At 69.2% G+C, this 14470-nt stretch carries 12 protein-coding genes; 8 read left to right on the forward strand and 4 right to left on the reverse strand.

All coding sequences use genetic code 11. From position 1 onward, the window contains the following. Positions 1-91 precede the first annotated feature (91 nt). The 3 genes from ABT137_RS37235 to ABT137_RS37245 all read left to right on the forward strand — a co-directional run bounded on the left by ABT137_RS37235 (position 92) and on the right by ABT137_RS37245 (position 2557). The gene (locus tag ABT137_RS37235; protein WP_351715697.1) at positions 92-1132 is read left to right on the forward strand and encodes a zinc-binding alcohol dehydrogenase family protein; all 1041 of its coding nucleotides are present in this window, start codon (positions 92-94) and stop codon (positions 1130-1132) included. 170 nt (positions 1133-1302) lie between these two features. Continuing rightward, positions 1303-2217: an SGNH/GDSL hydrolase family protein gene (locus tag ABT137_RS37240; RefSeq protein ID WP_351715698.1), complete on the forward strand. Its 915-nt coding sequence runs from the start codon at positions 1303-1305 to the stop codon at positions 2215-2217. 97 nt (positions 2218-2314) lie between these two features. Further along, positions 2315-2557 carry a hypothetical protein gene (locus tag ABT137_RS37245; protein WP_351715700.1) on the forward strand — a complete coding sequence of 81 codons (243 nt, stop codon included), beginning with the start codon at positions 2315-2317 and terminating at the stop codon, positions 2555-2557. 48 nt (positions 2558-2605) lie between these two features. On the opposite strand, the gene ABT137_RS37250 is transcribed toward ABT137_RS37245, so the two are convergent. Together ABT137_RS37250 and ABT137_RS37255 are read right to left on the reverse strand one after the other, a co-directional pair. Beyond that, positions 2606-3034 carry a VOC family protein gene (locus ABT137_RS37250; RefSeq protein ID WP_351715702.1) on the reverse strand — a complete coding sequence of 143 codons (429 nt, stop codon included), beginning with the start codon at positions 3032-3034 and terminating at the stop codon, positions 2606-2608. A gap of 46 nt (positions 3035-3080) precedes the next feature. Continuing rightward, positions 3081-4568 carry an FGGY-family carbohydrate kinase gene (locus ABT137_RS37255; RefSeq protein WP_351715704.1) on the reverse strand — a complete coding sequence of 496 codons (1488 nt, stop codon included), beginning with the start codon at positions 4566-4568 and terminating at the stop codon, positions 3081-3083. Positions 4569-4918: 350 nt separating this feature from the next. Between ABT137_RS37255 and ABT137_RS37260 the strand changes: the two genes are divergently transcribed. Further along, positions 4919-7711, forward strand: coding sequence for a lectin (locus ABT137_RS37260; protein ID WP_351715706.1), 2793 nt, complete (start codon positions 4919-4921; stop codon positions 7709-7711). A gap of 103 nt (positions 7712-7814) precedes the next feature. On the opposite strand, the gene ABT137_RS37265 is transcribed toward ABT137_RS37260, so the two are convergent. Together ABT137_RS37265 and ABT137_RS37270 are read right to left on the reverse strand one after the other, a co-directional pair. Continuing rightward, positions 7815-8942: a glycoside hydrolase family 19 protein gene (locus ABT137_RS37265; RefSeq protein WP_351715764.1), complete on the reverse strand. Its 1128-nt coding sequence runs from the start codon at positions 8940-8942 to the stop codon at positions 7815-7817. 95 nt (positions 8943-9037) lie between these two features. Further along, a complete protein-coding gene (locus ABT137_RS37270; RefSeq protein ID WP_351715708.1) occupies positions 9038-9859 on the reverse strand; it encodes a lectin in 822 nt (273 codons plus the stop codon). Between the two features lie 286 nt (positions 9860-10145). On the opposite strand from ABT137_RS37270, the gene ABT137_RS37275 reads away from it, so the two are divergent. The 4 genes from ABT137_RS37275 to ABT137_RS37290 all read left to right on the forward strand — a co-directional run bounded on the left by ABT137_RS37275 (position 10146) and on the right by ABT137_RS37290 (position 14334). Further along, positions 10146-11819, forward strand: coding sequence for an esterase-like activity of phytase family protein (locus ABT137_RS37275; RefSeq protein WP_351715710.1), 1674 nt, complete (start codon positions 10146-10148; stop codon positions 11817-11819). A gap of 529 nt (positions 11820-12348) precedes the next feature. Next, positions 12349-13113, forward strand: a complete 765-nt coding sequence (locus ABT137_RS37280) for an SDR family oxidoreductase (protein ID WP_351715712.1) — start codon at positions 12349-12351, stop codon at positions 13111-13113. Between the two features lie 187 nt (positions 13114-13300). Further along, the gene (locus tag ABT137_RS37285; protein WP_351715714.1) at positions 13301-14089 is read left to right on the forward strand and encodes an SAM-dependent methyltransferase; all 789 of its coding nucleotides are present in this window, start codon (positions 13301-13303) and stop codon (positions 14087-14089) included. A gap of 83 nt (positions 14090-14172) precedes the next feature. Further along, positions 14173-14334 carry a hypothetical protein gene (locus tag ABT137_RS37290; RefSeq protein WP_351715715.1) on the forward strand — a complete coding sequence of 54 codons (162 nt, stop codon included), beginning with the start codon at positions 14173-14175 and terminating at the stop codon, positions 14332-14334. The last annotated feature ends 136 nt before the right edge of the window (positions 14335-14470 follow it).

Consider the following 14470-nt stretch of genomic DNA (forward strand, 5'->3'; position numbering starts at 1 on the left):
TCGGTGCGGCCACATTCTGCCGATGCACCTGAAACGGAGCGGCGTCGTCCGCGGCTCTCGGATCACGCACCCATGGAAAGGCCGGACCACCATGAACGACACGTACGACATCCCCGCGACGATGCCCGCGGTCGCCTACCGCACGTCGCTGCCTGTCGACGATGCCGAGAGCCTGGTCGACGTCACGCTGCCCACCCCGAAGCCGGGACCCCGGGACGTGCTGGTGCGGGTCGAGGCGATCGCCGTCAACCCGGTGGACTACAAGATCCGGCAGAACGTCGACCCGGGCGGGGAGCCGAAGGTGCTCGGCTGGGACGCCGCGGGGACCGTCGTCGCCGTCGGCGGCGAGGTGGAGTTCTTCTCGGTGGGCGACGAGGTGTACTACGCCGGCGCGCTGGACCGTCCGGGCGCCAACTCCCGCTACCACGTGGTCGACGAGCGCATCGTCGCCCGCAAGCCGGCCACCCTCTCCTTCACCGAGGCCGCCGCGCTGCCGCTGACCGCGCTCACGGCGTGGGAGGGGCTGTTCGAGCGGCTCGGACTGCGCACGGGTGCCCTGGAGCAGACCGGAGCTCTGCTGGTCACCGCGGCCGCCGGTGGCGTGGGCTCGATCACCGCGCAACTGGCCCGCGCCCTGACCAGCCTCACCGTCATCGGTACGGCGTCGCGCCCCGAGAGCGTCGACTTCGCGCGCCGCATGGGTGTCCACCACGTCGTCGACCACCACAGGCCACTGGCCGCGCAGCTGGGCGAAGTGGCGCCGGGCGGCATCGACTTCGTCTTCAGCACCACGGGGACCGACCACAACCTGACCGCGTACGCCGAGACGCTCACCCCCTTCGGCCGGATCGTCGCCATCGACGACTTCGACTCGCTGCCCCTCGGAGTGCTCAAGGCGAAGAGCATCTCCTTCCACTGGGAGTTCATGTACACGCGGTCGATGTTCCGTACGGCCGACCAGAGCATGCAGCACCACATCCTCACCCAGGTCGCCCGGCTGGTCGACGCCGGCATTCTCACCACGACGGCCACCCGCGACCTGGGCCCGGTCAACGCCGCCAACCTCCGTGCGGCCCACCGCGTCCAGGAGAGCGGCTCCGCCATCGGCAAGACCACGCTCACCGGATTCTGACCGGCCGACGTACGACACCACGCCGCATCCGTGGGTGAACCACTTCGGCTCACCATTTCGTGAACCTCCATGAGTACGGCTGCCGTTCGACGTCGCGGCGGCACATCGCCCCACGGCCGACGACTGTGGTCGGAGCGGCTCGACGAGCGCTCCCGGGCCCTGACGAATGGATGGACTTGAACAAACAGATCAAGAGAGCCCCCGCGCGGCGGGGCCTGCTGCGCGGCGCCATGGCGGCGTGCTGCGCGCTGGCCCTGTCCACCGCGGGGGCGATATCGGCGAGCGCCGCGACACTCACCGCGCGCACCGGCAACTACGTCGCGCTCGGCGACTCGTACGCCTCCGGCCCCGGCATCCCGACCCAGGTCGACTCCGCGTGCGCGCGGTCCGACCAGAACTATCCGTCCCTCCTCGCGGCAGCGACGCACCGGCAGCTGACCGACGTCAGTTGTGCGGGCGCCACGACGACGGCGCTGGCCGGACCCCAGGGCTCGCAGCAGCCTCAACTGGACGCGCTGGGTGCGGACACGGACCTGGTCACCCTGACCATCGGCGGCAACGACATCGGTTTCTCCGGCAACCTGGCCACCTGCGCCGGGCTTGCCGCCAAGGACCCGGCGGGCAACCCGTGCCAGACCTTCTTCACGAGCGACGGCACCGACCGGCTGGCGCAGCGCGTCGACGACACCGCCCCCAAGGTCGCCGCGGCGCTGGACGCCGTCCGGCAGCGGGCGCCTCGCGCCGAGGTCCTGGTGGTCGGCTATCCCGACCTGTTCCCGGAGGACGGGGTCGGTTGCACCAGCTCCGTGATGCCGCTGGCCGCCGGTGACTTCGCCTATCTGCGGGACACCGAGAAGAAGCTCGACGCCATGCTCGCCCGCCAGGCCGCCGCGCACGGCGCGCGCTATGTCGATACCTACACCCCGACCGTAGGACACGACATGTGCCGACCGGCCGGGGAGCGCTGGATCGAACCGCTGGTCGCGGCGGCTCCGACCGCGCCCGCCCACCCCAACGCCGAGGGCCAGCGGGCCATGGCCGCAGCGCTGGAGCACGTCCTGCGCTGCGGCGCGCACCGCCGCTGACACCACTGGGCCGGGGTGTCGGCTGTCCTCGCGGAGAGCCGACACCCCGGCACGTGACGGGGAAAAGCACGCTCATGGAAGGAGGGGGACAGCGCGTATGCCGATCTCGAAGTTCACGTCGGACCAGAAGATCCACCATCTGGTCACCTGGGCCACGGAGTGGAAAGGAGAACGGAAAGGGCGGAGCATGTGGGCTTATTCTCTGAGTCTGGGCGGATCCCATGCCCTCATGAACGACTGGCTGAAGAACGAGAAGTTGCTCCGGCTGCTGACACAGGAAGACAAGAACCTGATCCGAGCGGCACGTGAGCGGGCGGCACGTGCCTGGTCGGGCAGGTGACCGATCGGTCGTGGATCCTTGTGAACCCCTCCCCGTCCCGGAGAACGGTCAGTCGATACAGAACTCGTTGCCCTCGATGTCCAGCATCGGAATGCACGCGTCACTGCCGTCGTACAGCGTCTGCACGTGTACCGCACCGAGCGGGACCAGCCGCGCGCATTCGGCCTCCAGCGCGGCGAGGCGCTCCTCACCCACGAGGCCGGTGCCGACCCGCACATCAAGATGCACTCGGTTCTTGACGACCTTCCCTTCGGGGACGCGCTGGAAGTAGAGTCGCGGGCCGACTCCCGAGGGATCTATGCAGGCGAACCAGGAATCCCGCTGCTCGGGCGGCTGCGAGGCCTTGAACTCGTCCCATGTGGAGAACCCCGCCGGTGGCGGCGGTACGACGTACCCGAGCACCTCGCACCAGAAGCGAGCGAGACGCTCAGGTTCCGCGCAGTCGAAGGTGACCTGGAACTTCTTGATCGCTGACATCGGCGCACGATAGCAGGCGGAGTCCGCCCTTGAACGCCCCGCGACGTCACGGAGTTTCTCTCTCGAGGCCGGTGATCTGGTCGTGGGCCAGGGCGTGGGCGACCGCGGTGGTGCTTTCGTACAGGGCCCGGTACTGGGTGAACCGGCGGTCGTAGACATCCGCGGTGGCGGGATCGGGCCGGACCACCGACTCCGCCGGGTTCCAGGCCGTGATGTCCGGCCGGCCGATCAGCCCGGCGGCGAGGAAGGCGGCACCGTAGCTGGCGCCGATGGTGGTGCGGGCGACGATCTGTTCGAGACCGGTGACATCGCTGACGATCCGGGGCCACAGCCCGCCCCGGGTACCGCCGCCGACCGCGACGATCCGCCGGATGTCGGCGCCGGCCGCGAGCATCGTCTCCACATTGTGCCGGACACCGTAGGCGGTGGCCTCCAGCGCGGCCCGCATCAGGTCGCCCCGGCTGTGACCCAGCGTCAGGCCCGCGATCACCCCCCGGGCGTCCGGGTCCATGAGGGGGGTGCGTTCCCCGGCGAAGTACGGCAGCATCAGCAGGCCGTTCGCACCCGGGGGCGCGGCGGCCGCCTCGTCGAACAGCACGCCGGGACCGACGTCGCCGAAGAGGTGCCCCAGCCAGTCGGTGACGGCGCCGGAGGTGGCCATGCCGCCTGCCAGGCAGCGGGTGCCGGGCAGGGCGCCGACCGTGGACCACATCGACGGGCTGGTCACCAGCCGGTCGACCGTGTTCACCAGGAACATCGTGGTCCCGTACATCAGCATCAGGTCACCGACGCCGTGACCACCGACGCTGACGGCCTCGCTCCAGGCGTCGATCGTCCCCACGATGACCGGCGTCCCGGCCGGGATGCCCGCGACCGGCGTGCTCACCCGGCCGGCCTCGTCGCCCGGCCAGCGCAGCGGCGGGAGTTCGATGCCGGGTGCGATGTGCTCGGCCCACTCGGGGAGCCAGCGCTGTTCGTGGAGGTCGAACAGTGGGGTGCACTGGCTGGCGGAATGCAGGTCCAGCACATAGGCACCGGTCAGCCGGTGGGCGAGCCACGACGCGGGCATGAGGAGACGGCGGGCGCGTGCCCACGCCTCGGGCTCCTGCTCGCGGATCCAGGCGAGTTTCGGCCCGACGGCCTGGGACGACAGCGCCGAACCGCACCTGCGGAAGATCGTGTCCGGCCCCAACTCCCGGTTCAGCCGCGTGATCTGTTCCTCGGCGCGGGTGTCCACGCCGTACAGCACCGCCGGACGCACCGGCTCTCCCGCGTCGTCGACCAGAAGGGTGCACGGGCCCATGCCGCTGACACCGACGGCTCGGACGGCGATGTCGTCGCGGTCCAGCAGTTCGGCCGCGAGCGAGACGAACTCGTCCCACCACACCTGCGCGTCCATCTCGACATGCCCCGGCCGGGGACGGTCGACCACGTGACCGCGTACGGCCTCGCCCAGAACGCGGCCGGCAGCGTCCACCACCACGCCCTTGGTGCTGGAAGTGCCGACGTCCACTCCGAGGACGACGTCGATCATGCGCTGCCTCCCTTGGTGCCGGATGCGCCACCGTAGCCTGTCGCCCGGTCGGCGAACGGTCGCGGTTCAGCCGGACGGCTGACGGAGATGTCGTCACATCCGTACCTCGGGCGAGTTCGGGGGTGTCCCCAAGGGACCGGCTTGCAGCAGTCGTTGACATGCCCCTGCCTTGTGGCTAGCTTCACGAAAAGTTCCCGCGGTGCTCCTTGGGCGCCCGCAGCCCGGGGGTCCCGTCGAAGCGTTCGCATCTCAGGCACCTCGTCTCCACGGTTGGACAACGTTGTCACCCCTTGTCTCGGCGCTACGACAACGTTGTCGGACCTCCACTCCCGAGTAGAGGAGCAAACCCCGTGATCACACGACTGTCGAGACCTCCCGGAACCATGGCGACCGGTCTCCTCGCGGCCGCGGCGCTTGCCGCGGCCGGGCTGTGCACGCCTGCGTGGGCGGCCGGGAAGGCCGCGCTCGTCACCTCGCCGGCGTCGCTCGTCAATCCGTTCATCGGCACGTCGAACCAGGCCGACGACTTCCCGGGCGCCGACGTCCCGTTCGGCATGGTGCAGTGGAGCCCGGACACGCCGTCGCGTCCCGACGGCGGGGGCTACGAGTACAACGACTCGTCGATCACCGGTTTCAGCCTGACCCACATCGCCGGACCCGGCTGCGGCGCGGCCGGTGACATACCGGTGCTGCCCACGGTGGGATCCGTGAACACCGGTGCCACGGACGCGTTCTCGCACGCCAACGAGTCGGCCTCCGCCGGGTCGTACAAGGTCACGCTCGACAACCAGGTGACCACCGAGCTGACCACCACGACACGCAGCGGCATGGCCCGCTTCACGTTCCCCTCGACCAGCCAGGCCAACCTGATCTTCAAATTGACGGGCAGTCAGAACGGGGCCAGTTCGACCCAGTTCACCAAGGTGTCGAACACGGAGGTGAGCGGACAGGTCACCAGCGGCCGCTTCTGCGGTGCGGGAAACACGTACACCGTGTACTTCGACATGGTCTTCGACCAGCCGTTCGCCTCGCAGGGCAGCTCGCTCGCCAAGGCACCGGCCGCTTCCACTGCGCCGCCCAAGGCGTCGAAGAACGCGGCCGAGAAGCCCAACCAGCCGGTACTGCACGGCAAGAACCCCAGCACCGCGGACCCGAAGGCCACGAAGTCCACGCAGACCACCAAGAGCAGCGCTGCCCCCGACGCCGCCGCCTCCAACGGGTACGTCACCTTCAACACCACGAGCAACCCGGTCGTGCAGGCCAAGGTCGGCATCTCCTACGTGTCGGTCGCGAACGCGGTCGCCAACCGGACCGCGGAGAACTCCGGTTGGGACTTCGACGCGACCCGCACCGCCGCGCAGAACGCGTGGAACAGCACGCTCGGCAAGGTGCAGATCGCCGGCGGGACGGCCGCGCAGCAGCAGAGCTTCTACACCGCGCTCTACCACTCGCTGCTGCACCCGAACGTGATCAGTGACAGCAACGGCCAGTACTACGGCTTCGACGGGAAGACGCACACCGCGGACGCCGGTCACAGCGCGGTGTACGCGAACTACTCCGGCTGGGACATCTACCGCTCGCAGGCCCAGCTCGAAGCCCTGGTCGCTCCCCAGGTAGCCTCGGACACCGCGCAGTCGATGGTCGACGACTACACGCAGACCGGGATCTTCCCCAAGTGGTCGGAGAACAACGGCGAGTCGTACGTCATGGTCGGTGACCCGGCGGACGCCATCCTCGCCGACTACTACGCCTTCGGCGCCCGGAACTTCGACACCACGACCGCGCTGGCCGACATGGTCAGACAGGCGAGCACCACCAACAACGACCGGCCCGGACTCGGCTACCTGAACTCGCCGGGATACATGCCGCACGACGGCAGTTACGGCTGCTGCAACTTCTACGGCCCGGTGGCCACCACCCTGGAGTACGACACGGCCGACTTCGCGATCTCGGCGATGGCCGGAGCGCTCGGCGACACCGCCGACCAGAAGACGTACGCCAACCGCGCGCAGGACTGGCGCAACGTGCTCAACCCCGCCTCCGGCTTCGTGGAACCCCGCAACGCCAACGGCTCGTGGACCGGCGGCTTCGACCCCACCAGCGGCACCGACATGGTCGAGGCCGACTCGTGGATCTACACCGGAATGGTGCCCTTCAACGTCGGCGGCCTCGCGCACGCCAAGGGCGGCAACACGGCGATGAACCACTACCTGGACACCGTGCTGCGCAGCTACACCGGCGCCAACGGCTACGCCTGGGTCGGCAACGAGCCGAGCATCGAGCTCCCGTGGGAGTACGACTACACGGGCCAGCCCTACAAGACGCAGGGCACGGTGCGGGCGATCCAGGACCAGATCTGGTCGAACACCCCGGGCGGCCTGGCGGACGGCAACGACGACCTCGGCGCGATGAGTGCCTGGTACGTGTGGTCGGCGCTCGGCATGTTCCCCGAGACGCCCGGAACCTCCGACCTCGCCCTCGGCTCACCGCTGTTCACGCAGGCCGTGGTCACCCTTCCGTCGGGCAAGACGCTGACGGTCAACGGCAACGGCGCCGCCGACAACGCCCCGTACGTCCAGTCCGCGGCGTGGAACGGCACGGCGTGGAACAACGCCTACGCCCCCACCACGGCGATCACGGCCGGCGGCACGCTGGACTTCACGCTGGGGACCAGCGCCAACACGTCGTGGGCGACCGCGGCCACGGCGGCTCCGCCCTCGTACGCGGGGGACACCACCGCGCCCACCTCGCCGCGGATCGGTCCGCTCACCTCGTCGGTCGCCTCGAACCTGTGCGTGGACGACGCGTCCTCCGGCACCTCCGACGGCACCCACGTCCAGATCTGGGGCTGCGACAGCACGTACGCCCAGGACTGGATCATCGCCGGCGACGGAACGATCCGGGCCCTCGGCAAGTGCCTGGACGCCGACCACAGCGGGACCACCAACGGCACGCTGATCCAGCTGTGGACCTGCAACGGCACCGGTGCCCAGCAGTGGACCGCCGGAGCCAACGGTTCGCTGGTCAACCCAGAGTCGGCGCTGTGCCTGGACGACCCCAACTCCTCGACGACGAACGGCACCCAGCTTCAGCTGTACACCTGCAACGCCACGGCGGCCCAGAACTGGAAGCTGCCGAGCTGAGCCGTCGGCGGGGGAGTCGACCGCCCCGACATCCTCCGGAGCCGGCCGGGCAGCTGCACGCCCGACCGGCTCCACGAACGGCTCTACGAACACGCGGAGGTGATCAGCAGTACAGGTTGGCGCCGGGGGTGACGCCGAGGATGGAGGTGAAGCGCTGGTAGGCGTCGACGCGGCTCTGGACCTGGGCCGGGTTGCGGCCGTCGCATTCCAGGGAGCCGTTGATGGAGCGGATGGTCTGGCCGAAGCCGGCACCGTTGACCATGGCGTTGTGGGGCGTCATCGTGCCGGGGCCGCTCTGGGTGTTCCAGTACCACAGGCCGGTCTTCCAGGCGACGGCCGAGTCGTTCTGCACCAGCCAGGGGTTGTTGAGCAGGTCGATGCCGAGCGCGTCGCCGGCCGCCTTGTAGTTGAAGTTCCAGCTGAGCTGGATGGGGCCACGGCCGTAGTAGGCGGCCTGACCGGCCGGGCAGCCGTAGGACTGGCTCCAGTCGCAGTACGTCGGGTAGTTGGCGGTGTTCTGTTCGACGACGTACACCAGTCCGCCGGTCTCGTGGCTGACGTTGGCGAGGAAGGCGGCCGCCTCCTGCTTCTTGGTGGTGTCACTGCCGGTGGTGGCGAAGCCGGGGTAGGCGCTGAGGGCGGCGGTCAGGCCCTGGTAGGTGTAGAAGCCGTTCCGGTTCGGGAACATCTGGTTGAACTGCGCCTCGCTGACGACGAAGCCGGACGGGTTGCCGCCTCCGCCGTCACCGGCCGGGGCGTTCCACTTCTGGTTCGCGGCGCCGGTGCAGGTCCATATCTGCAGGCGCGTGGCGTTCGCGCTGCTGTTGTCCCGCACGTCGAGGCACTTGTTCGCGGCGGGGTTGACGATGTCGTGGGCGGCGGTGACGACCCACTGCTGGTTCGCTCCGCCGGAACAGTCCCAGAGCTGGACGGCGGCGCCGTCGGCGGTGCCGCGGTCGACCACGTCGAGACACTTGCCGAGGGCCCGCAGCGTGCCGTCGCCGTTGTTGGACCAGCTCTGGGCGCCGGTGCCGTTGCAGTCGTAGAGCTGGACGGCGGTGCCGTTGGCGCTGCTCGCGCCGGCCACGTCGATGCACTTGCCGGCCAGCCCGGTGATCTGGCCGGTTGCCGCCTGGGCCGGGGCGACGGTGAACAGGGCGGACAGGACGGCGGCGAGGACGACGGCCAGCGTGAGTCTGCTGAGGGCGCTGCGCCCGCGGAGGCGGGACATGACGGGAGAGAGGCGCATGGAGAGCTGCTCCTGACGTGAAGTGAGGGGGGGTGAGAGCGCGTGACCGGCCTGCCGGGGCAGGCGTCCCGGACGTGTCAGCCGAGGACCTGCTGGGTCACGACGATGTGTCCGGCGTCGGGGTCGAGGACGCCGCCGAGCCGGCTGAACGCGCCGTCGGTCAGGTCGAGGCACTTGGGTTCCTGCGGGGTCTGGGCGAACGTGCCACGGTCGTTGATCCGCACCGTCAGGGAGCGGCCGTTGGCGACGTTGGTGACCTGGACGCGCGTGCCGAAGGGCAGTTGGGGCTGGCGGGAGAGGGAGGTGGCGGCCGTGTCGGCGTTGTTGTCGAAGACCTCGCCGCTGGCGGTCAGGGCGCCGGGCGGCTGGGGGCCGTAGTGCGTGGCCCAGCACTGTTCGCCGGTCTGTTGCTGCGCGGGGGCGTTCCACTTCTGGTTGTCGGCGCCGGTGCAGGTCCAGATCTGGATCCGCGCACCGTTCGCGGAGGAACGGTCGGTGACGTCGAGGCACTTGTTCGCCGCGGGGTTGACGATGTCGTGGGCGGCGGTGACGGTCCATTGCTGGTTGGTGGCGCCGGTGCAGGACCACAGCTGGACCTTGGCGCCGTCGGCGGTGGAGTTGCCGGTGACGTCGAGGCATTTGCCCAGGGCGCGCAGGGTGTTGTCGGCGCCTGTGGTCCACTGCTGGGCGCTGGTGCCGTTGCAGTCGTAGAGCTGCACCGGGGTGCCGTCGGCAGTGCCGGCGCCGGCGACGTCGAGGCACTTGCCGGCCAGGCCCGTGACCGTGCCGGTCGCCGCGGCCGCGGGTGTGGCGGTCAACGGGCTGAGCGCCAGGGCCAGCAGGGCTATGAAGGGAGTACCGCGTAACGCGGTGGTGAGGAAGGGAGAGCGAGCAGCCATGGGGGGTGGGGAAGCCTTTCCGAGGTGGCGCGCGGGTGTGACGGACACCGACAGGACGCACGTCGGGACAACCTGACAACGGGAAGGTAAAAGGTCTATACCAAGCTCGTCAAGATGTGAACATGACAGATATGGCGCGGGTCCCGTTCAATGCGGACGGCGGGGACGTTTCCGATGTAGTGCGACCCGTGTACTGCGACCCGAAGAGCGAGAGCAGGCCACTTTTGAACTGTTGGTTCACCGAAAGACGACTCAGAGTTCATCAGTGACCTACAAGTTCATGGGCATGACCTCAAGACCTCGCTTGCGCAAGCGCGCCCGGATCGGCATAGCGATCGCTGTCACCGCCGCAGTGGCGGGCACCGGCACCGTCGTGGCCCAGGCCCATGGCTGGCTGTCGGCCCCGACGCACGACTTCGACGCGACCGCCGACTCCTTCTCCGGCCACGACAAGGTGACGGGCGACGTTCTGCGCAACGACTACGACGCGACCGCGGTCGTGCGGCACACCGACCCGTCCCATGGCACGGCGACGGTCAACGCGGACGGCACGTTCACGTACACGCCGGACTCCGGCTTCAAGGGCACGGACACCTTCACGTACACGGCGACCGACGCCGTACAGCTGTTCAAGGACACCCAGCGGAACGGCGACCCGCTGCCCTCGCTCGCGACGGTCGCCGGCCCGGGCGGTACCACCACCCAGATCTCCGGTGAGGGCTACGGCTCCTCGCTCGCCCCGGTGCCCGGAAAGTCGGGCCGCTTCTACGGCCTCACCGACCGCGGCCCCAACGCGGACGCCCCGGACGGCAACAAGTCCGAGATGCTCACCGACTTCACCCCGCAGATCGGTGAGTTCAAGCTCGACAAGGGCAGGGCCGAGCTGGTCAAGAAGATCACCCTCAAAGGTCCGAAGAGCCTCGGCGGCGTGCAGTACAGCGGCCGTCCGCCGCACGACACGAGCGAGGTGATCGACGACGTCAACGCGACGAACGCCAACGGCGGCACTCCCGTGCCCCTCGCCCGGGATCCCTACGGCTACGACTCCGAGGGCCTGGTGGCGCTGCCCGACGGCACGTTCTGGGTCTCGGACGAGTACGGTCCGTACCTCACGCACTTCGACGCGAACGGCTACGAGCTGGGCCGGCTGACCCCGTACAAGGACAGCCAGGACAACCAGTACCACAAGATCGTCGGCTACTTGCCGGCCGAGCTGGCCAACCGCCTGAAGAACAAGGGCATGGAGGGCCTGACGGTCACGCCGGACGGCTCGACCCTGGTGGGCATCATGCAGGCCGCGCTGCAGCAGCCGGATCTCGGCAGCACCAAGGCGTCCAACCTCGCGCCCACCCGCATCGTCACCATCGACCTGCGCACGTTCCAGACCAAGCAGTACCTGTACCTGCTGGACGACCCGGCCACCACGGGTGACGCCAACAGCGAGATCACGGCGCTGTCCGACACGAAGTTCGTCATCGACGAACGTGACGGCAACTTCGAGCCGTTCGCCCAGAAGTCCCTCTACGAGGTCGACATCAACGGCGCGACCGACGTCAGCGGGCTGACGATCGGCGGCAAGTCGCCCGAGGCGTTCGTCGGCAAGGTCGGCACGAACGCCGCGCTCACCGCGCTCACCGGCGCCGGTGTCCAGGTCGCGCAGAAGCAGCCGTACCTCAACGTCGGGACGCTGGTGAGCCAGCTCGACCCCAGCGGGAAGTTCTTCGCGCACGACAAGGTCGAGGGCGTCGCCACCACGGACGCCGGCAAGACGCTGTACCTGTCCAACGACGACGACTTCGGCATCGACACCATCGCCGTCGACCCCGACGGGAAGTGGACCGTCCATCAGAAGGTGCTGCCGGCCACGGGCCAGACCGACAACGGCGAGATCCTGAAGGTCGACACCACCAAACTGCCGGCCGTGCTCAAGACCGTCACGGTCACGATCCGCGTGAACTGACGCACTCACCGCCCAGCCCCGGGCCCGTCCACTCGGTGGACGGGCCCGGGGCGGGACCGGGCGGCCCGGACGGTGAGCCTCCGACGCCGTACGACCGGCCGGCCAGGATCGAAAGCCGTCCTCGGCGAGTCGCTCGGCCCCGTGGTGGTCATGAGGGGCACCGTGCCGTCGGGGGCGTCCGTCGTCGTCACGGTCCGGCACATGTCACTGCCGGGCAGAAGCAGCCCTGTCCCCGCGGTGGTTGAACGCCCGGTGCGCCCTCGCCGGACTCCGGCTCCCGCGAGCAGGGCACCGGCTTGCGTCACCACATCACGACCGTCGCCCTCGACACGCACCCGCGGGTACGAGCCGATACGCTTCGTCGCCCGAGGAGTACTGCTTTCCCGACTCGGCTGCCGTAGGGCCACCGCGGTACCCGTTCATACGTCGAGCCACCCGACCGATGCGGCGAGAACATGCCGGTCAGGTGGTTTCTGCAGTGAGTTATCCTCTCTTGAGGCATATGACGCGCTCATGACATGGGGGCCCGGTGGGTACGCTGAACGGCAGAACGGCTCTGGTCACTGGTGCCGGGCGGGGGATCGGCCGGGCCATCGCCTGCCGTCTCGCCGCGGACGGCGCGCTCGTCGCCGTCCACTACGGCAGTGACGAGTCCTCGGCCCGGGAGACCGTCGCACTGATCACCGATGCCGGCGGGCGCGCTTTTCCCGTGCACGGTCCGCTCGATGCGCCCGACGACATCCGAGCGGTGTACGAGCGGTTCGATGCCGGCCTGCGCGCCATGGGCGAGCCGACCGCGCTGGACATCCTGGTCAACAATGCCGGCTTCAACATCCGGGGCGGTGTCCGCGAGGTGACCCCGCAGGACTTCGACCGGCTCATGGCCGTCCACGCCAGGGCGCCGCTGTTTCTCGTGCAGGAAGGACTTCCGCTCCTGCGCGAGGGCGGCCGTATCATCAACATCAGTTCGGCGGCCACCCGCGTTGCCCTCCCGTCCTCGCTCGCCTACTCCATGGCCAAGGCGGCCCTGGAGGCTCTTACTCACACGCTCGCCAAGGAACTGGGCGGCAGTCAGATCACGGTGAACTGTGTGGCACCGGGCTTCGTCAAGACGGACTTGAACCGAAGGCGCTGGGCAACGCCCGAGGCCGAGGCCGAGCATGCCGCGCTCTCCGTGTTCGGCAGGATGGGGCAACCTGCGGACGTGGCGGACATCGTCGCCTTCCTCGCCTCCTCGGACTCCCGCTGGGTGACGGGGCAGTGCATCGACGCGTCCGGCGGGACGGCCCTGTGACTCCCGTTGGCCACCGGGGTCACAACGGCAGGCAATGTCGCACGTGCGCGTGCCGGATATCGAGGGGCAACTCTGCGTGAAGGCTGGGCCAATGGCACAATCGCCGTGCCCTCTACTGCCTCCCCCCACGGCGCACGAAGCGGCCTCGGTGAGTCGGTCAGCGATCTAGTACCCGCTGGAGTCATGCATGCCGGTAGACCCCTCCTCCGCCAGTCGTATCGACACGAGCAGGCCCCACCCGGCACGTGTCTACGACTGGCTGCTGGGCGGCAAGGACAACTACCCGGTCGACGAGGAGGTGGCGGCGAAGCTGCCACCGGAGGCGCGTCTCAACGCCATGCGCAACAGGGCGTTCATGCACCGCGCGGCGGCCTGGCTGGCCGGCAACGGCATCGACCAGTTCCTCGACATCGGTACGGGCATCCCGACCGAGCCGAACCTGCATCAGATCGTCCAGGGCATAGCGCCGTCGGCGCGGATCGCCTACGCCGACAACGACCCCATCGTGCTGCGGCACGCGGAGGCTCTGCTCTTCAGCAGTCCCGAGGGAAGCACCGACTACATCGAGGCCGACGTACGGAAGCCGGCGACCATCCTCGATCACGCCCGTACGTTCCTGGACTTCACCCGGCCGGTCGCGCTGTCGATGATCGCGCTGATGCATTTCATCACCGACGACGAAAACCCCTACGGTCTGACGCGGACGCTTCTCGACGCGCTGCCCTCGGGCAGTTACTTCATGTTCTCGCACGGCACCACCGACGAGCACCCGCACCTCGTCAAGTCGGTGACCACGACCTACCGCAAGGGCGAGATCCCGCTGCGCATGCGTACGCGGGCCGAGATCGAGCCGTTCTTCGAGGGCCTGGAACTGGTGGCTCCAGGGCTGGTCACAGCGACCCACTGGTACAAGGACTCACCTGCTCCCGCCCAGGAGCTGAGCGGCTTCTACGTCGGCGTCGCCCGCGTGCCGTAAGGCCGTCCTCGCACCCGAGGTGGTCAGGCGGTCCCGTGCGCCAGGAGCCGACCGCGATCAACGCCTGATCGTAGGAGGCGGCGGTGCAGCCGGTGGCCGGCGGTCTGCAGCCCAGCTTTCCGCGCAACCGCAGCGCGGGCGGGCGGGAGCCCTCGGCGGTGAAGCGGGTGCAGTGGTCGACGATCACGTCCCGGTCGCCCAGCGGCTCGGGGAGCCTGAGCCTTGCCGTGGCCGCACCCCGGTGACCGTCGAAGGCTGCATCGTGGTCCACGGGATCGGCTCGGTCGCCGCCGGCGAGGGCGCCCCCCGTCCCCCTGACCGGCCACCTCCGTCCCGCACGCGCCGAGAGACAGCACGTCCGCCAAGGTGGCGCCGGCCCGG

This window comes from Streptomyces sp. NPDC001980 (genome assembly GCF_040296885.1).
Classification (GTDB): Bacteria; Actinomycetota; Actinomycetes; order Streptomycetales; family Streptomycetaceae; genus Streptomyces.

Excerpts from the sequence above, each read along its gene's own strand:
- ABT137_RS37235 (WP_351715697.1), top strand. The coding sequence starts at position 92 with ATGAACGACACGTACGACATCCCCGCGACGATGCCCGCGGTCGCCTAC.
- ABT137_RS37240 (WP_351715698.1), top strand. The coding sequence starts at position 1,303 with ATGGACTTGAACAAACAGATCAAGAGAGCCCCCGCGCGGCGGGGCCTG.
- ABT137_RS37245 (WP_351715700.1), top strand. The coding sequence starts at position 2,315 with ATGCCGATCTCGAAGTTCACGTCGGACCAGAAGATCCACCATCTGGTC.
- ABT137_RS37250 (WP_351715702.1), bottom strand. The coding sequence starts at position 3,034 with ATGTCAGCGATCAAGAAGTTCCAGGTCACCTTCGACTGCGCGGAACCT.
- ABT137_RS37255 (WP_351715704.1), bottom strand. The coding sequence starts at position 4,568 with ATGATCGACGTCGTCCTCGGAGTGGACGTCGGCACTTCCAGCACCAAG.
- ABT137_RS37265 (WP_351715764.1), bottom strand. The coding sequence starts at position 8,942 with ATGTCCCGCCTCCGCGGGCGCAGCGCCCTCAGCAGACTCACGCTGGCC.
- ABT137_RS37270 (WP_351715708.1), bottom strand. The coding sequence starts at position 9,859 with ATGGCTGCTCGCTCTCCCTTCCTCACCACCGCGTTACGCGGTACTCCC.
- ABT137_RS37275 (WP_351715710.1), top strand. The coding sequence starts at position 10,146 with ATGACCTCAAGACCTCGCTTGCGCAAGCGCGCCCGGATCGGCATAGCG.
- ABT137_RS37285 (WP_351715714.1), top strand. The coding sequence starts at position 13,301 with ATGCCGGTAGACCCCTCCTCCGCCAGTCGTATCGACACGAGCAGGCCC.